The following is a 17696-nucleotide window of genomic DNA, read 5'->3' as shown; positions in this document are numbered from 1 at the left end:
CCGCGGCCCACCGGAAACGTTCCCCCGGAGTCCTCTGCGCGCCCTGCGGACACTTTCAGCCAGACCGCACATCCCCCGCACCCCGTCCGCGCACAGGTCTGTCGCCCCAACTCGAACGCGTGCATCATTACCCAGTTGTTGCCCCTGGTGTTGACGAGGTGAGCGGTGCGCGCGCGAAGAAGCGGGAAGTGTAAAGCGGCCGTGACGGGCACGTTCCTGGCCCTCGCCCTCCCCCTCACCGCCTGCGGCCCCACCCCCCACGACGAAGCCAAGCCGGCCCGTCACACGCCCGTCCAGATTGCCGACGCCCCCGCCCAACTCCCCGTCCCGCACGGCAAGGGCAGCAAGACGCCGGCCGACTTCAACGGCGACGGCCACCGTGACCTGGTCCTCAACGACCTGGTCAAGGCGCAGGTCCATGCCGACGACGCCGGCATCGGCATCGTCTACGGCGGCGCGCACGGACTGACTCCGGGTGCGCGGCAGTTGCTCAGCCCCCGTCGTCAGGCGGCCCCGACCAAGGGCCAACTCCCGGCCGTCTTCGACGCGGAGGCGACCTGCGACCTGGACGGCGACGGCTTCACGGACCTGGTCGTCTCCACCGACCCGCCCTACGACGGCCAGGGGCAGCCCCCGGTGCCGTTGCAGATCCTCTACGGCTCCCCGGAGGGCCTCACCGGCAAGGCGGTCAAGCTCGCGATCCCGGCCCGTGCGCGCGTCGGCAACGACTGGCCCGACCAGCCCGTGTGCGGCGACTTCGACGGCGACGACGCGCAGGACCTCGTCGTCCACGCCTCCGGCGGCCAACTGAGCTTCCTGCGGGGCCCGTTCACCCGCAAGGGCGCCCCGCGCGCGGCGGGCGCCCCCATCGAGGCCCCCGGCAATGCCCCCACGGGCCCGGCGGCCGACGTGAACGACGACGGATACGACGACCTGGTGGTCCGTACGACGGAGGGCGCGGGCACATCGTCCCTCGTCCTCGGCGGCCCGAACGGACCGACCCGCACCGGCGCCACCCTCCCCTCCGGCATCGACGTGGCGCTCGGCACCTTCGGCAAGGGCAAGGCCGCCCTCGACGCGGCGATCGGCACGATGGACGGAACGTCCCTGCGCTACGACCTCCCGGCGGCCACCGCCCGCGGCACCCTCGCCACCCCCGGCTCGGTGCTCGACGCCGCCGACTTCGACGGTGACGGCCTGAGCGAACTCCTCACCAGCGGCACCGAGTTGCGGATCCTTCGCGGCCGTACGGCAGGGCTCACGGCGGCGGGCATGGTGACGGTGAAGCCGCCCGCCCGGGGCACCACACGCGTCGTGACGGCCGCCGACTTCGACGGGGACGGGCGGGCGGACCTGGTGGTGCGGACGTATGTCGGCGAGACGAAGGACACGGTGGCGGTGTATCCGGGTGCGACGAAGGGGCTGGTGGCTGCGGAGCCTTCGGTCAGGTTCTCCAGCTCGGAGTTCCTGGCGTCATAGGGGGCGCGGTCCGTCAGTCGGCCACCCGGGCGCCGATGGCACGGGCGCGGCGGCGGGCTTCGGGGCTGAGGCCTTTGCGGCGGGGGGAGGTGCGGTGGTCGTAGGCGGTGGGCTGGGCCACGTAGCTCAACGTCTTCGGCCCAGGCCTGGCGACCACACAAGCGAAGCGCGGGTCTCCGGCGTACCACAACGCATCGTGGAACCCCTTGCGGACGACGCGGTCCCAGATGCGGAAGAGTCCTCCATGCTCCTCGGGCGACTCCGTCTTCTCCGGCCGGTCCGGATTCGGCAGGACGAACTTTGCTCTCGCCCACCTGGACCGTCGCTGGTCAGCGTGCACACCGTCGGACTGCTGCCGCCAGGGATAGACCTTGAGGATCCGGTACATGCGCCAGAGCTTGAAGAGTCCGTAGATCTGGACACTGACGAGGTAAGCGATCACCACCAGGGGCAGGGCCGCCGCAATTGCCGCACCTCCCGAGAAGGTCGCGATCACCACACCGTAGAGCCAGGCCAGCCACAGGGCCGCCCAAGCCAGCATCTTGCCCACAAGCCGTCCCGCCCAGCGGCACAATGCAGCTCGGGTTCCGGGGGTCTCCCAGGCAACAGGGCCGTCGAAGCCCCCGGCGTTCTTGCTCAGTCTCATGTCGATCACCCGAAGTCGCCGGCGATGTCGTCCTTGATGGTCCTGCCGCCGCCCCCATCGCCCCGTGCGGCACGCTCGATCTCAGGCATGGGGTCCTGGAAGGCCACGGTGTGCGCGATGCTCTCCATCAGGTCGCGGTAGTGCCTTCGGGAGTTCACCGCCACCGTGCTCAGCGTCAGGACAGCGAGCTGCGCACCCGACGGAGCCGGCACGTAGAGGTTGCACTGATAGAGCTCCTGCGCGGCGGCTCCGGCAACAGCGGGCGCGGTGACCATCGTGTCCGACACTGAGCCAGGACGGCCGCCCGGAAGCGTCAACAGCCCGACATTTTCCGGGCATTCACGCAACGAAACCGCTCGGACGGCCGTGAGCTTGGGCGGGGCCCATTCGATGTCCTTCAACGCCACGGTGAGGACCGAGACCGCGGATGAGCCGTCATCGGCGTAGTGCATACCGAGCGAGCAGCCGATGATGCCTTCGTTTCGCATGTACCGCACCATGTGCCGCACGTCGTGCACCGCGCCGGCATAGCGGTCGCGCTCGGTCTCGGGAGCACAGTCGACGACGAGTGCCATGAGGTGCTCGAGCCGTTCCTCGTGCTCCGATCCGGGCTCGGCATCAAGGGCGCCAAGCGGAATGTCGAAGTAGCCGCCGGGCAGCGCATACCAGATCTTGGAACTCGGGTCCCGGGCCGAGTCGTCGATGAGCAGCCGTGGCGACGCGTTGGATTCGCCAGTCACCGTGCCACCACCTTGATGGTGTCCAGGGCCGTGGACAAGGCACCGGGGCCGTCGAACAGACCCCAGCGCGCGCCGTCGATCCCGGTGGTCGTGTCCTTCCCCGCGTCACCGTCCAGTGCGTCGATATTGTCGGCGGCGAGCCCGAACCCGGATGTGGCGACGCCGGCCACAGGCGAGAGGTAGTCCATCCCCGCCCTGACGGCTTGGCTGCCGCCCGCAGCATGAGCCACCCAGTCCCCGACGGGGTTGAAGGCACCTGCGGTCGAGATCCGAGTAGCGGCCGTGAACGTGTTGTCCCCGAACTGTTTGAAGAACTGCAGCGCTCCACCCGCGGCTTCGCCCCCGTGGATCGCCGACCTGATGGCGCCATTGGCTCCGCGCGTGACAGCCCCGAGTCCCGGCACCGCGCCCGCCGCGTCACCCGCGAGCCCCACGGCGTTCTCCCAGAAGTCGGCATCGAACTCACCCTTCGTGAAGCCATCCGCGAGGGAGGCGCGCACCTCGGGCTTGGCGAGCCGGGACCCCGCGGTGGCGAGACTGGCTCCGGCAGCCACGAGCAGCATCGCAACCCCGAACGGCCCCGTGCACAGCAGCGCCAGCAACCCCGCAACAGCCGCCAGCACACTCAGAATGTTGGTGAGGTTGTCCCCGATCCAGCTCAGCGCCTTGCTCAGCCACCCCGGCTCCTCGGGCGCCAGATCGTTCGTGGAGTCCTTCAGTTTCTTCGCGAGGTCCCGCGCCTCCGCCTCGTGCGTCCCCTCCAGCTCGCGCGCCTTGCGCAGTACGTCGTCGAGGGCGCCCTGCGCGTTGTTCACGGCGGTGACGGCGTCGTTGAGCCGGGTCTGGGCGGCGTTGAGGCGGGACTGCGCGGACTCCAGCTCGGGGCCGTCCTGGAAGGTCTGCCCCGCCAGCTTGAGGTCGGGGTCCTGCTTGGCCGTCTCGTGCCGGGCGTTGGCGGTCTTCAGGTCGCCCTTGTGGTCGCCCGCCTCGGCGTCGTACTTGTGCGCGAGCTCGCGCCGGCCGGTCAGCCCGCCGTGCCAGCTGCCGAGGTGACCGGCGGCCAGGGTCAGCGACTTGTGGGCGTCCTTCATGTACTTCGGCAGATCGCCGTCGAGGGCCTCACGGAAGCCGACGGCCGCGTCGCCCTCCCAGAAGCTGGACTCGCCGAGCAGCTTGTCGATCTTCTGGTACGCCGTCTGCAGCGCGCTCGCCGAGTTCACGAGCTGGGTGCGGAGCTTCTCGACCTCGCCGGGCTGACCGGGGACGGGGTTCCAGCCGAGGTGGACGTAGGGATTCTGTGCCATTGCGATCAGTCACTTCCCCGCGGCCGCGGCCCGCCTGAAGCTCTCCTCCAGGGAGGTCTCCACTTCGCGATAGTTGTCCGTGTTCTTCTGGAGCCCCTCGGTGAGTTTGCCGATGCGCTCGCGGATCTGCTCGTTGCCGTACTTCCAGCGCTCCTGGAACGTGTCGCACGCCTCGTCCAGCTCCGCCGTCCCGATCTGGTCGGACCGCACGTGCTGCAGCGCGGTTCGCACCTGCTCAAGGGACTCGTTGGCGCCGTTGAGGTCCTTGGTGAACGCGGCAAGCTGATCGATATCGGTCTTGAAGTGGTCCCCCACGCAGTCTCTCCCCGTTCGCGCTTCGCGGTCGCATCGGCAAACAACAGCCGGTGGCCGAATGGGCCCGATGATGCCATGGACGCGTGACGAGACCTCAACGGGTCACGGAATCCACACGAAACGCCCCACCTCGGTGAACGCACAGGTGATGGCCGAGATCGCGGGTGCCGGTGCCGCATCTAGGACCCCAGAAGTTTCTCGAACTCACGTACAACCCTCACACCCCACCGTGAGTCTCCTGATCGCCGACCACCCCCGTGAACCCGAGGCCAACTCCCGGAGAACACGAGCGGTCGCACCCCATTGACTGCGGATGCCCGCCAGGCATCCCCGCATGCAGCAGGAGAACCCGCATGCACAAGCACCACCTGAGACTCGCCCTCGCGACAGCCACCGCGGCCGCGGTGACGGGCGGACTGCTCACGCTCGCGACGGCCACGCCGGCGACCGCCGCCGACTCCATGCACGTGCCGGCCGCCGACTTCAACGGTGACGGCCGAGGCGACGTCGTGGCCTCCGCGCACGGCTCCTACGTCAGCGGCCGCGCGGGCGCCGGGCAGGTCGTCGTGCTCTACGGCACCACCACCGGCGTATCGTCCGCGAAGCGCACCACCATCAGCCAGAACACCGCCGGATCCCCCGGCACCGCCGAGGCGGGCGACGGCTTCGGCGCCGAGTCCGCGTACGCCGACTTCAACGGCGACGGATACGACGACCTCGCCGTCTCCTCCCCGTGGGAGAAGGTCGGCACCGACACCAACGGCGGCGGCGTCGCCGTCCTGTGGGGCTCCGCGAGCGGCCTCACCGGCAAGGGCGTCACCGTCACGGACCCGGCCCCCTCCTCGCACGACTTCTGGGGCAAGGACCTGGCCGCCGGCGACTTCGACGGTGACGGCAAGGCGGACCTGGCCGTCGGCAACTCGTCCAGCACCATCCACGTCTTCAAGGGCGGCTTCAACGCCACCGGCACCCCCGGCGGGCGCTACACCATCAAGCCGCCCATCCACACCGGCACCAACGACTTCCCCTACGGCCCGCTGAGCCTCACCGCCGGAGACGTCAACGGCGACCGGCGCACGGACCTGATCGTCGACGGGTACGAAACCCAGAGCGACTACGGGTGGAACCAGAACTACTTCGTGCCCGGCACCGCGAGCGGCCTGAGCGTCGCCTCCGCCGAGGTCCTCAAGCCCGGCATCATCACCGCCATCGGCGACATCAACGGCGACGGCTACGGCGACATCGTCAGCGGCGCCGGCTGGGACAGCACCACCACCGACGGCACCCCCGTCCCGGACGCCTCCAACGGCGGCAAGGTGAACATCACCTACGGCGCCGCCTCCGGGCCCGCCGCCACCTCCGGCATCACCCAGAACTCCGGCAACGTGCCCGGCAGTTCGGAGAAGGGCGACGGCTTCGGCTGGGACCTGGACCTCGGTGACGTCAACGGTGACGGATACCAGGACCTGGTCGTCGCCTCGCCGAACGAGGACATCGCCGGCGTCGCCAACACCGGCCAGGTCACCGTCCTGTACGGCTCCGCGAGCGGCATCGACACCGTCTCCGGCGTCCAGGGCCTCGCCCAGAGCACCGCGGGCGTCCCCGGCAACGACGAGAAGAACGACCTGTTCGGCGCGGACGTCAAGCTGGACGACGTCACCGGCGACGGCAGGGCCGACCTCGTCCTCGGCTCGTACGAGAACGCGGGCAACGGCGGCCTGACCTACCTGCCCTCCAACGGCACGAAGATCACCACGTCCGGCTCGCGCTCCGTCGCCCCGAGCAGCTCGGGCCTCTCGACGACCGGCACCCCGCAGTTCGGCGCGGTCTTCGCGGACTGAGTCCGGCAGGCCGTGCGGTTGTCCGGCCTGCATCGCCGTACGGCGGCACCCGGCCGTCGTACGCCCTGAACGGCCGGGCCCGTCCCCCGCGGGCCCGGCCCTCTTCCCAGGAGCACCCACTTGCGCAAGCGCCCCCTTCTCCTCGCCGCCACCCTCACCACGGGCCTGCTCACCGCGCTGCCCGCCGCCGGCGCCTCCGCCGCCCCGTCGGGCCTGGCCGGGGACTTCAACGGCGACGGCTACCGCGACGTGGCCGTCAGCGCCGCGTGCACCCATGTCGGCTCCGCGTCCTGCGCCGGCGCCGTCGTCGTGCTGCACGGCTCGTCGTCGGGCATCTCCGCGACGAAGAAGGCCGTCATCACCCAGAACTCCCCCGGCGTGCCCGGCACCGCCGAGTCGAGCGACCTGTTCGGGTCCTCCCTCGCCTCCGGCGACCTGGACCGCGACGGCTACTCCGACCTCGTCGTCGGCTCCTCAGGCGAGAGCATCGGCGACCGGGACGGCGTCGGCTCCGGCACCGTGCTGTGGGGCTCCAAGTCCGGCCTGTCCGGCGGCAAGGGGCTGCCGCAGCCGTCCACGATCGCCGAGTGGGGCGGCTTCTCCCGTGGCGCCGCCACCGGGGACTTCGACGGTGACGGCGACACGGACGTGACGCTCACCGGCCAGAACCACACCCGTCTCTACCTGGGCCCGTTCACCCGCACCGGCGGTCCGCTGAGCCACTACCGCGTCGGCGAGCTCGGCACGACGCTCGACGTGATCGCCGGGGACCTGAGCGGCGACGGCGCGGCCGAGCGCGTCTACCCGTTCAGCGTGGACGGCGACTCCGGCGGCGAGATCCTCTACTACCGCCACACCGCCACCGGGTACAAGCTCTCCGAGCTGGTGAACGCCGACGGCTTCGCGGGCTCCGTCGCCGACATCGACGGTGACGGCTACGGCGACCTCGTCCTCGGCGACTCCTCGGACCCCAACGCCGACAAGCCCGGCGGCCACAAGGGCGGCCAGATCACCGTCTGGTACGGCGGCCCGAACGGCCCCGACCCCGCGCAGACGCCGACCGTCGTCCACCAGGACTCCCCCGGCGTGCCCGGCTCCGGCGAGACGGACGACTCCTTCGGTTCGGCCCTGAGTACCGGCGACATCAACGGCGACGGGTTCGCGGACGTCGTGGCCGGCGCCTGGGGCGAGGACATCGGCTCGGCGAAGGAAGCCGGCTCGGTGACCGTCCTGTTCGGCTCGGCCTCCGGTCTGACCACCAAGGGCGCGAAGTCCTACACCCAGAACACGGCCGGCGTCCCCGGCGACGCCGAGACCTGGGACCGCTTCGGCTCCGCCGTCGACCTGACCGACGTGACCAAGGACGGCAAGGCCGACCTCACGATCGGCGTGGACAGCGAGAACGGCACCGGCGGCGTCTGGACCCTGCGCGGCACGTCCACCGGCCTGACCACCTCGGGCGCCAAGGGCCTGACCGTCGCCGGCATCTCCCTCAAGGCCGGCAACCACCTCGGCTCGGTGATCTCCCAGTGACCACCCGTCAACTCCCCTGCGAGGCAAGCCGCCCCATGCGCAACCGCATCGCCTGCGCCCTCCTCGCGGCGGCCCTGGCCCCGCTCGCGCTCACCCTCTCCGCCCCGGCGGCCCACGCCGCCCCGGCCGCCCAGCCGTACGACTTCAACGGGGACGGCCTCGCCGACCTCGCGATCGGCGCGCCGGGCGCCACGGTGGGCGGCAAGGCCAAGGCGGGCGCCGTCTCCGTGGTCTACGGCAGCTCCACCGGGCTGAAGACCTCGACGCGCACCCTGATCACCCAGAACACCGCCGGTGTGCCCGGCGCCGCGGAGGCCGACGACGCCTTCGGGTCCGCCGTCGCCTCCGCCGACCTCAACACCGACGGGTACGCGGACCTCCTGATCGGCACGCCCGGCGAGGACGTCTACGGCGACACCAACGACGGCACGGTCGTCGTCATCTGGGGCGCCAAGTCGGGCCTGTCGGGGGCGCGTACGGTGCCCAACTCCAACGACCGGGACGTGGACCGCTACGGGCAGTCGGTGGGGGTGGGAGACGTCGACGACGACGGCGACCTGGACATCCTGGTCGGCGCGAACGGCCTGTTCACCCTCGCCTTCGTCAACGGCCCCTTCACCCGGACCAGTTCCTTCCAGGGCGGTTCCGGCTCCGGCTTCCCCCACCCGTACGCGTCCTCGTACGGCATCACGTCCCTGGCCGTCGGACCCGTCACCGCCTCCTGGCACACCAACGTGGTCGTCCACGGCCGCCGGACGGGTACCGACGACGCGATCACCCACCTGGTGACCGATCCGTCCATCGGCAACTTCACCGACTGGATGCAGGAGTTGCCGTCCGGCTACGTCTCCGCGATCGGCGACATCGACAAGGACGGGTACGCGGACATCGCCATCGGCAACGAGCGCGAGACCTCCGCCGACCCGGCCGGTGCCAAGGGCGGCAAGGTCACGGTGGTCTACGGCGGCTCGGGTGGCACGGACACCTCCCGCGCCCCGCTCGTCCTCACCCAGGACACCGCCGGCGTTCCCGGCGCCTCCGAGTCCGGTGACCGCTTCGGCAGCCACGTCTCCCTCGGCGACATCAACGGCGACGGCTACGCCGACCTGGCCGTCGGCGCGTCCGGCGAGAACTCCGGGGCGGGCTCGGTGACGGTCCTGTACGGCTCGGCCTCCGGCCTCCGGACGACCGGCGCGCAGTCCCTCACGCAGAACACCGCGGGCGTACCCGGCACGTCCGAGTCGAACGACCGTTTCGGCGCCCGCGTCCTGCTCGCCGACCACTCCGGCGACCGGCGCGCCGAGCTCACCGTCGCCGCGACCGGCGAGAACGGTGACGGCGCCGTCTGGTCCCTGCGCGGGGCGACGACCGGCGTGACGACCGGCGGGGCGACGAGCTTCGGCCCGGGCACGACGGGCGTGTCCACGGCGGGCAGCCCCGGCTACGGCACGGCCCTCAACTCCTGAGCCCTGAAAAGGACTTCACCATGCGCAAGCGCACTCTTCTGCTCGCGGCGACGCTCACCACGGGCCTGCTGACCGCCCTGCCCGCCACCAGCGCCTCCGCCGCCCCCTCGGACCTGTCCGGCGACTTCAACGGCGACGGCTACCGCGACGTCGCGATCGCCGCGCCGATCGCCAAGGTCGCCGGGAAGACCGGCGCGGGCTATGTCGCCGTGGTCTACGGCAGCGCGAGCGGCCTGGACACCGCCAAGCGGCAGGTCATCAGCCAGGACACCGCCGGTATCCCGGGCGTCCCGGAGTCGGGCGACTACTTCGGCGACCGCCTCACCACCGGCGACCTGGACGGCGACGGCTACACGGACATCGTCGTCGGCGTGCACGGCGAGCGCATCGGCTCGACCGACGACTCCGGCGTGCTCACGGTGCTGTGGGGCGGCGCGAGCGGGATCAAGTCCGGCACCGACATCTCCTCGCCGCTCCCCGAGAACCGCAACGAGCTCGGCTGGTCCGTCGCCACCGGCGACTTCGACGGCGACGGCGACACCGACCTGGCCGCCTCGAACATCGCCTTCCCCGAACTGAACGTCTTCAAGGGCCCGTTCACCCGTACCGGAAAGGCCACGGAGCTCGTCGGCATCGACACGTACGAGCAGACCGGCATCAACGCCGACAAGCTCGTCGCGGGCGACGTCACGGCCGACGGCAGGACGGACCTGCTGGTCATGGGCCAGGAGGAGTTCACCGGCGGCTACCGCACCCGCAGCGTCCTCTACAAGGGCACGGCCTCCGCCCTGACCGCCGGCAACAAGGTCGCGGGCGGCTACGACGCGGTCATCGCCGACGTCGACAAGGACGGCTACGGCGACATCGTCACCGGCAACTTCATGGAGAAGTCGGCCACCGAGCCGAACGGCGGCCCCGGCGGCGCGCTCACCGTCACGTACGGCGCGGCCACCGGCATCAGCTCCCGCACCCCGGTCCGTATCACCCAGGACACCGCGGGCGTACCCGGCGCCGCCGAAAAGGGCGACGCCTTCGGCTGGAGCCTCGCGGCGGGCGACACCAACGGCGACGGATACACCGACATCGCGGTCGGCATCGAGAACGAGGCCGTCGGCTCGGTGTACCAGGCGGGCTCGTTCGCGGTCCTGCGCGGCTCGGCGTCCGGCCTGACGGGCAGCGGCGCCAAGGTCTTCAGCCAGGACTCCGCGAGCGTCCCCGGCACGGCCGAGCGCCTGGACAACTTCGGCGGCGCGGTCCACCTCACGGACGTCGACGGCAACGGCCGCGCGGAGCTCGTCGCGAGCGCCGCGCACGAGAACACCGGCGACGGCTCCGTCTGGCTCTTCAAGTCCGGCACGTCCGGCATCACCGCCACCGGCTCCAAGTCCTTCGGCGCCTCGACGGTGGGCGGCCCGACGGGCGACGCGTACTTCGGAGACGTACTGGCGGGCTGACCGCCCGTTGACGGTCCGCCCGCACGTCCGCGTCGCCGCGCGGGCGGCCCTCCCCTCTCACCACCCACCCCACCGCAGGAGGACCCCACATGCTCCGGCACCACCGCAGCCGACTCCCCGCCCTGGTCCTCGCCACGGCCACCGTCGCCGCCGCGCTGACGGCCGCCCCGCTGCTCACCGCCGCCCCGGCGGCGGCAGCCCCCGCCAAGTACGCCGACGACTTCAACGGCGACGGCTACCGCGACCTCGCCACCGCCGCGCCGTACACCCCGGTCGGCGGCAGGACCGGCGCGGGCGCCGTCGTCGTGAACTACGGCTCCGCGAACGGCATCAGCGCCTCCCGCCGCACGATCATCACCCAGAACACGGCCGGCGTCCCCGGCACCGCCGAGACGGACGACGAGTTCGGCCAGGCCCTCGCCTCCGGCGACCTGAACCGGGACGGATACGCCGACCTGGTGATCGGCAGCACGGGCGAGAACGCCGAGTCCGGGGCCGTCGTGATCGTCTGGGGCGCCAGGAGCGGCCTTTCCGGCGGCCAGGTCGTGCCCGACCCCGCCCCGGCCGACCACAACGAGTACGGCATGTCCCTCGCCGTCGGCGACTTCAGCGGCGACGGCAAGGCCGACCTCGCCGTCGGCAGCACCGGCAGCGACATCTGGATCCACAGGGGCGGCTTCACCAAGACCACCGGCGCCGCGTCCCGCCACAAGATCGCCACCGACCTGTACAACAGCGGCTACAGCATCCACGGCGCCCAGAGCCTGGCCGCCGGCGACCTGAACGGCGACGGCACCGCCGACCTGGTCGTCAGCGGCACCCAGACGGAGACGTACGACGAAGGCGCCTTCGTCTACCTGGGCTCCTCATCCGGCCTCACCCGCCAGACGTTCCTGAGGAACGGCGCGTACGAGCTGGCGGCCGTCGGCGACCTCAACGGCGACGGCTACGCGGACGTGGTCACGGCGACGTACGGCGACGAGGGCCGCACGAGCCTCGGCGGCTCCGTCAGCGCCTACCTCGGCAGCGCGACCGGCGTCCGCACCCAGCCGCAGACCACCATCACCCAGGACACCCCCGGCGTCCCCGGCTCCGACGAGGAAGGCGACTGGTTCGGCAACGCCCTCTCCGTGGCCGACGTCACCGGCGACGGCAAGGCGGAGGTGGCCGTCGGCACGATTCACGAGACCATCGGCACCGCCAGGATCGCCGGCAGCGTGACCGTGCTGCGCGGCTCGGCCTCCGGCCTGACCGCGACCGGCGCCCAGTCCTTCACCCAGAACACCGCCGGCGTCCCCGGCACCGCCGAGACCGCCGACCGCTTCGGCGCGTCCGTGCGCCTCTCCGACCTCACCGGCGACGGCAAGGCCGACCTGTCCGTCGCCGCCGACGGCGAGAACCACCCCGCCGGCTCCCTCCACAACCTGCGCGGCGCGGCCTCGGGCGTGACCACCGGCAAGGCGATCAGCTTCGGCCCGGGTTCGCTGGGCCTGCCGTCCGGCTACCTGAGGCTCGGGCAGGTGATGCTGCGCTAGGGGACCTAGTGGCTCCCCCTAGGGGATGTCACAGCTCGGCAGCAAAGCCGGGCCCTGACCGCAGGGCCCGGCACGCGATTCTCCCGGACCAGGTACGTTCGAAGACGTGGCTGGATTCAGGATCGGACGCGGAAGCCGGAACAACGGCAGCCCGCAAGCGCGCCCCCAACAACCTCCGTACGGGCAGCAGGCGCCCCAGGGACAGTCGTACGGCTATCCCCCGCCGCCGCAGCAGCCGCACGGCGGCCCGGGCGGCGGCGCAGGCGGCTGGCCGCAGGCGAACGGCGGTGGCGGCTACGGCGGTTACGGTGCCGGTGGCCAGGGCGGCCACGGCGAGCCGGAGTACTTCGGCGACGGCGGCTACCCGCACGGGCCGGGCGGCGGCGCCCCGGACCCGTACGCGGCGAACAACCCGGGCCACACCCAGGCGTTCTCGGTCGACGACGACCCCTACAACCAGGGCGGCACCTACCGGGCGGGCGCGGCCCCGGCCGCCCCGGTCGGCCCCCGCCTGCACTGGAAGCAGCTGCTGCGCGGCATCGTCCTGTCGCCCTCGCAGACCTTCCTGCAGATGCGGGACTACTCGATGTGGGGCACCGCCCTCGTCGTGAGCTTCCTCTATGGCCTGCTGGCCGTCTTCGGCTTCGACGGCGCGCGGAAGGACGCGATCAACGCGACCCTCTCGAACGCGGTCCCCATCGTCCTGACGACCGCCGTCGCGATGGTCCTGTCGGCCTTCGTCCTGGGCGTGGTCACCCACACCCTGGCCCGCCAGCTCGGCGGCGACGGCGCCTGGCAGCCCACGGTCGGCCTCTCCATGCTGATCATGTCCCTCACGGACGCCCCCCGCCTGGTCTTCGCCATGTTCGCCGGCGGCGACGCCACCTTCGTCCAGGCCCTCGGCTGGGCCACCTGGATCGCAGCCGGCGCCCTCCTCACCCTGATGGTCTCCAAGTCCCACGACCTCCCCTGGCCGAAGGCCCTGGGCGCGAGCGCGATCCAGCTGGTCGCACTGCTGTCGATCGTGAAGCTGGGCACGTTCTAGGACCCGCGGTCGGCTGAGCACGTACGAGAAGGGCCCCCGGCAGCCGTGCCGGGGGCCCTTCTCGTCTCTCCTCACGCCTTCAGGCGTCGAGCACCTGCCCGGCCCGCCGGACTACGGGGGGTTCGACGCTCCACGGGAAGTTGATCCACTCGTCGGTGCGCTTCCACACGTACTCGCACTTCACGAGGGAGTGGGACTTCTCATAGATGACCGCGGACCGCACCTCGGCGACGTGCTCGACGCAGAAGTCGTGCACGAGCTTCAGCGTCTTGCCGGTGTCGGCGACGTCGTCGGCGATCAGGACCTTCTTGTCGGTGAAGTCGATCGCGTTGGGGACGGGCGCCAGCATGACGGGCATCTCGAGCGTGGTCCCCACCCCCGTGTAGAACTCGACATTCACCAGATGAAGGTTCTTGCAGTCGAGGGCGTAGGCGAGCCCACCGGCGACGAAGACCCCACCACGGGCGATGCTGAGCACGATGTCCGGCTCGTAGCCGTCGTCGGCGATGGTCTGGGCGAGCTCACGGACGGCGGTGCCGAACAGCTCGTAGGTCAGATTCTCGCGTGCCCGCTCTTCGCTCATCCCGCCGCTCACACCTGAGTCCGATGGAAGTTCTGGAAGGACCGGGAGGCGGTCGGACCGCGCTGCCCCTGGTACCGGGACCCGTACCGCTCGCTCCCGTACGGGAACTCGGCGGGCGAGCTGAGCCGGAACATGCACAGCTGCCCGATCTTCATGCCCGGCCAGAGTTTGATGGGGAGCGTGGCGAGGTTGGACAGCTCAAGGGTGACGTGCCCGCTGAACCCCGGGTCGATGAACCCGGCGGTGGAGTGGGTGACGAGCCCGAGCCGCCCCAGCGAGCTCTTCCCCTCGAGCCGCGACGCAAGATCGTCGGGCAGCGAGATGACCTCGTACGTCGAGGCGAGCACGAACTCCCCGGGATGCAGGATGAACGGCTCATCCCCCTCCGGCTCCACGAGCCGCGTGAGATCCGCCTGCTCGATGGAGGGGTCGATGTGCGGGTACCGGTGGTTCTCGAACACCCGGAAGTACCGGTCCAGCCGTACGTCGATGCTGGACGGCTGCACCATGGTCTGGTCGTAGGGATCGATCCGCACCCGCCCGGCGTCGATCTCGGCCCGGATGTCCTTGTCTGAGAGAAGCACGCCCCGAGGATACGCAAGGCGCGCGGAACGGCCACAATCGCGCCGCCGCGCGCCTGGCGCTGCATCTGCTGTGACTGCTGATACTCCTGTTACGGCTACTTCTGCCTACTACCGCTCCGCTACCGCTTCTCCAGCGTCACCGGCACCACACTCCGAAGCCGGGCACACCGGGGACACCGGAGGAGCCGGCCGGGGCCGAGGCGATCGGCCTGCTGCATCGGGAACGAAGCGGTGCTGAACACGTGCCCATCTGCACAACGGACGACGGTGCGCTCCATCAAGTCCAAGAGTCCCTTCCCCAAGAGCCGCGTCTGGCTGCTGCCTGCCTGACGACGAGAGGCCACATTACGGGATCAAAGGGACGACCCTCCAGGCGGCACTCCGACCCCGCCCGGCCCCTCTCACGCTGCTCCACCGTACGCCCCAACTCCGGCCCCCTGCACCCGGATCCCACCCCCTGAAACCCACTCAGGCCCCGCGGCGTCAGCGCCGGGGGCCGGTGATGAGGTACAGTGACCAGGCGTTCGGACACCGCCTCCGGATCCTCTCGGATCTTCCCGGCGGGCGTCTTACGCGGGTGTAGTTTAATGGTAGAACATCAGCTTCCCAAGCTGAGAGCGCGAGTTCGATTCTCGTCACCCGCTCCATGCAAAACCCCCAGGCCAGAGACCCGGGGGTTCTTTGTTGTCCAGACCGGTGGGCGGGGTGCGCACCGCAACCGCACCATTAGCCTTCGGCGGCCTCCTCACTGTGGCGCGCAGGGTTGTCCTTGTGGTGCTTCGCACGCTCCGCGCGCACCAGGTCGTCGAGCCCTGAGGCCACCTCGCGCTGCCGCTCTTCGTCGGAGTGAGACCGACGCCCGCGCGAGCCCGGCGCCACTTCCGACCGAACGAGGTGCGCCGGAAGGGGGCGCCCTTCTCACCGACGAAGTTTCCGAAGCCTCGGACGAGGCATGGGATTGGCTGTCCGAAGGCCGCACCGAGACGCGACGGGGCCCTCCTGCGTCCGAGCCCTGCATGGTGTCGAGCACTCGGGACCGCATCCGCGTCACATGGACGATCCGGCCAGCGCTCTTCGTGCCTGTCGCCCGCCGCAATGGCACCGAACTCCCAGCCTGCATACGACTTCAAGCCCCACGCCAGCCCCCGAGGGCTCAGCGTGGCCTTCGACAGCCAGCGACGCTTCCGGTCACACCAGGACCGTCCACCACGACGCCGTGTCCCTGACCGTCGAAGGGCATCTGGATTCGCTTCGGTGTCGCCACCGGCGAGGCCTGAGCGGTTGGGACGGTCGGCACTCCGGGGGCCGGGTGCAGACCATCCAACAGAGCGGTCAGGAGCTCGGCTTGTCGGTCGCGGCGGATTCCTTGCCGGACTCGGCGGGTTGCTGCGTGAAGACCACAACGCGCCAGGTGCCCTTGTCCCGAGTCACGGTGAAGGTGTCCCTCAGGGATTTGCCTGCCTTGTCCTCGGCCATGAGGCGGGCGGAGCCGGTGTCCGGACCCATGTCGTGCTCGACTTGCACGTCCTTGATCTTCCAGCCCCGTCCACCCCTGTCCGCGAGGATCTGCCCGGCCTCGCGCCTCGACCACTCCTCGTCCTTCACGCCGCCGACTTCGATCAGACCGTCGGCACTGCGGGAGTTGAGGGCGTTCACGTATTCCACGACAGCCTCGCGGGCCCCGTCGGACATTGCCGAGGCCGAGGGGGGCGAGGGACTTGAGGACTTGGCCTCGTCACCAGCGGACGAGCAGCCGACTGCGAAGGCCAGAGCGGCCAGAGTGGCCGGCACGGCCAGAAGATGTCGACGCTCCACAGCGCACTCCTAGGTGGATCCTGTGAGGGGGGTCAGCAGCCTGTCAGGTGCGGTGCGCGTACCACCAGGCACGCGGATGGTCCGACAGGAGCTTCTTCAGGCTCTTGTTGTGGGTATCGCTGGTGTGGTACGTCAGGTACGGCGTGCCCCGGTGCTTCTTCGTACCCGCGCAGTCATGGAACGCGTGGCTCGGACGCGCCGGAGTAGTTGCCAAGCGCCGCCTTGTTCCGGAGGTCCATCCAGGCAGTGACCTCTTTCTGCTGCAGCCCGTCATAGACGTCGACCTTCTTGAGGTCGGCGTTCAGGGTGTCGGCCTTCTTCGGCTTGCCTGCCACCGTGGTGATCACGCCGTTTTCGCGCAGAGGGCGCGCACGTGCACTTCGAGGGACGTCCCCGTGATGATTGCTGCCGCGTCCTTATAGCCCTTTTCGAGCAACCCTTCAGCCATCTCCATGTAGTCACGGTAGGTGTCGGCGTGCACAAGCTCCACGACCGATTCAACCCATCCGGCAGTTAGGTCATCGCGCAGCCCTAGTGCGATGATGCGAAGTTCCCTGAGCCGATAAGGCTGGACTAAGAGATAGCCTTAAGCGGGCTCTATGCACTCGCGCCGGGGTCCTTCATTTTCTCTGATATCGCAGCAATTTGCGTTCAATATCATGCACCTCATGCATGGTGATATCTAGACGACGCCTTGTCTCTTCGGCCTCTCTGGCCGACCTTCTCGCGCGTCCGTCGACGCACTGGCACTGAAAACGCCCCGGCGCCAGGAGGACCGATCTACGAGACCCCCATCAAGCAGTAGTCCACCTCACCTCCCCAGGTTCGGCCATCCATCCCTGTTGGAGTAGCTCTCGAAGCAGTACCGGGTTGAGCGGTCCCACTCCTTCCCGGTAGCGAGTTCGTATGCCTGATCCGGCACATACAGCAACCACTCCCCGTCACACTCGGTGGAGGTATACGGGGCGAACTTGTCGACGTCGAAGAAGACGCCTTCCCATACGGCTTGTCCTGCGGCGACGACGGCGCAACGGGCGTACAGGAACCCGTCGCCAGACTGCGGGAAGCACTCGCCGTTCCGGTCCGTCATGTCGACGACGGGAAGCATCCCGAACTTCTCTTGGTCCAGGCGGTACAGAGCCTCTGCATGTCGTTCCGCGAAACCGATGATGTCGGGGAGGGAGCGGCGGCTCAGCTCCTCGGCCAGGCGCTGGCAACTCGCCTGCGTGGCTTTGCCGTTCAGGGTGGCTATCAGCGCCCAGAAAGCGCCCCATTCTCACTGACGCAGGATGCCAGAGTCCAGATCGAACTTCTAAAGCGGTGCTCAGCCACCCGTGGCATATCCGTGGACTCGGC

At 70.1% G+C, this 17696-nt stretch carries 16 protein-coding genes, 1 tRNA gene and 1 pseudogene; 8 read left to right on the top strand and 10 right to left on the bottom strand.

Annotated features, from left to right (window positions below; translation table 11 throughout):
- Nucleotides 1–201 precede the first annotated feature (201 nt).
- Nucleotides 202–1479, top strand: a complete 1278-nt coding sequence (locus ACWGDB_RS24825) for an FG-GAP repeat domain-containing protein (RefSeq protein ID WP_453824401.1) — start codon at nt 202–204, stop codon at nt 1477–1479.
- 13 nt (nt 1480–1492) lie between these two features.
- Here the strand turns inward: ACWGDB_RS24825 and ACWGDB_RS24820 are convergent, their stop codons facing one another.
- The 4 genes from ACWGDB_RS24820 to ACWGDB_RS24805 are packed head-to-tail and all read right to left on the bottom strand — an operon-like array spanning nt 1493 to nt 4484.
- Entirely contained in the window at nt 1493–2125 is a 633-nt protein-coding gene (locus ACWGDB_RS24820) for a hypothetical protein (protein WP_453824400.1), read from the bottom strand.
- 5 nt (nt 2126–2130) lie between these two features.
- Nucleotides 2131–2865: a hypothetical protein gene (locus ACWGDB_RS24815; protein WP_453824399.1), complete on the bottom strand. Its 735-nt coding sequence runs from the start codon at nt 2863–2865 to the stop codon at nt 2131–2133.
- Nucleotides 2862–4169 (bottom strand): hypothetical protein, encoded by a 1308-nt coding sequence (locus ACWGDB_RS24810; protein WP_453824398.1) that lies wholly within the window; start codon nt 4167–4169, stop codon nt 2862–2864. Before ACWGDB_RS24810 ends, ACWGDB_RS24815 begins: the two co-directional genes overlap by 4 nt.
- Nucleotides 4170–4178: 9 nt before the next feature.
- Nucleotides 4179–4484: a hypothetical protein gene (locus ACWGDB_RS24805; RefSeq protein ID WP_453824397.1), complete on the bottom strand. Its 306-nt coding sequence runs from the start codon at nt 4482–4484 to the stop codon at nt 4179–4181.
- A gap of 353 nt (nt 4485–4837) precedes the next feature.
- On the opposite strand from ACWGDB_RS24805, the gene ACWGDB_RS24800 reads away from it, so the two are divergent.
- The 6 genes from ACWGDB_RS24800 (at nt 4838) to ACWGDB_RS24775 (ending at nt 13358) form a co-directional block, all read left to right on the top strand.
- Entirely contained in the window at nt 4838–6325 is a 1488-nt protein-coding gene (locus ACWGDB_RS24800; protein WP_453824396.1) for an FG-GAP and VCBS repeat-containing protein, read from the top strand.
- Nucleotides 6326–6445: 120 nt separating this feature from the next.
- Entirely contained in the window at nt 6446–7858 is a 1413-nt protein-coding gene (locus ACWGDB_RS24795) for an FG-GAP-like repeat-containing protein (protein ID WP_453824395.1), read from the top strand.
- Between the two features lie 35 nt (nt 7859–7893).
- Nucleotides 7894–9324, top strand: coding sequence for a hypothetical protein (locus tag ACWGDB_RS24790; RefSeq protein WP_453824394.1), 1431 nt, complete (start codon nt 7894–7896; stop codon nt 9322–9324).
- 20 nt (nt 9325–9344) lie between these two features.
- Nucleotides 9345–10778 (top strand): FG-GAP-like repeat-containing protein, encoded by a 1434-nt coding sequence (locus ACWGDB_RS24785; RefSeq protein ID WP_453824393.1) that lies wholly within the window; start codon nt 9345–9347, stop codon nt 10776–10778.
- An 89-nt stretch (nt 10779–10867) separates the two neighbouring features.
- On the top strand, nt 10868–12313 hold the full coding sequence (locus tag ACWGDB_RS24780) for an FG-GAP repeat domain-containing protein (protein ID WP_453824392.1): 1446 nt from the start codon (nt 10868–10870) through the stop codon (nt 12311–12313).
- A 106-nt stretch (nt 12314–12419) separates the two neighbouring features.
- Nucleotides 12420–13358: a Yip1 family protein gene (locus ACWGDB_RS24775; protein ID WP_453824391.1), complete on the top strand. Its 939-nt coding sequence runs from the start codon at nt 12420–12422 to the stop codon at nt 13356–13358.
- A gap of 79 nt (nt 13359–13437) precedes the next feature.
- On the opposite strand, the gene ACWGDB_RS24770 is transcribed toward ACWGDB_RS24775, so the two are convergent.
- Entirely contained in the window at nt 13438–13941 is a 504-nt protein-coding gene (locus ACWGDB_RS24770) for a phosphoribosyltransferase (protein ID WP_453824390.1), read from the bottom strand.
- 8 nt (nt 13942–13949) lie between these two features.
- A complete protein-coding gene (dcd, locus tag ACWGDB_RS24765) occupies nt 13950–14525 on the bottom strand; it encodes a dCTP deaminase (RefSeq protein ID WP_328880338.1) in 576 nt (191 codons plus the stop codon).
- Nucleotides 14526–15098: 573 nt separating this feature from the next.
- Here dcd and ACWGDB_RS24760 point away from each other — a divergent pair.
- Nucleotides 15099–15172: transfer RNA gene (locus tag ACWGDB_RS24760), tRNA-Gly, on the top strand.
- Between the two features lie 79 nt (nt 15173–15251).
- Here the strand turns inward: ACWGDB_RS24760 and ACWGDB_RS24755 are convergent.
- From ACWGDB_RS24755 to ACWGDB_RS24740, 4 genes and pseudogenes are all read right to left on the bottom strand, one after another.
- A pseudogene (locus ACWGDB_RS24755) lies at nt 15252–15454 on the bottom strand (tyrosine-type recombinase/integrase); the annotation flags it as partial.
- Nucleotides 15455–15857: 403 nt separating this feature from the next.
- Nucleotides 15858–16217: a hypothetical protein gene (locus tag ACWGDB_RS24750; RefSeq protein WP_453824389.1), complete on the bottom strand. Its 360-nt coding sequence runs from the start codon at nt 16215–16217 to the stop codon at nt 15858–15860.
- A gap of 296 nt (nt 16218–16513) precedes the next feature.
- Nucleotides 16514–16687: a hypothetical protein gene (locus ACWGDB_RS24745; RefSeq protein ID WP_453824388.1), complete on the bottom strand. Its 174-nt coding sequence runs from the start codon at nt 16685–16687 to the stop codon at nt 16514–16516.
- A gap of 464 nt (nt 16688–17151) precedes the next feature.
- The gene (locus ACWGDB_RS24740) at nt 17152–17595 is read right to left on the bottom strand and encodes a DUF4240 domain-containing protein (RefSeq protein WP_453824439.1); all 444 of its coding nucleotides are present in this window, start codon (nt 17593–17595) and stop codon (nt 17152–17154) included.
- Between the last annotated feature and the right edge of the window lie 101 nt (nt 17596–17696).

The organism is Streptomyces sp. NPDC055013 (genome assembly GCF_053608645.1).
This window is presented reverse-complemented; position numbering and strand designations above follow the sequence as displayed.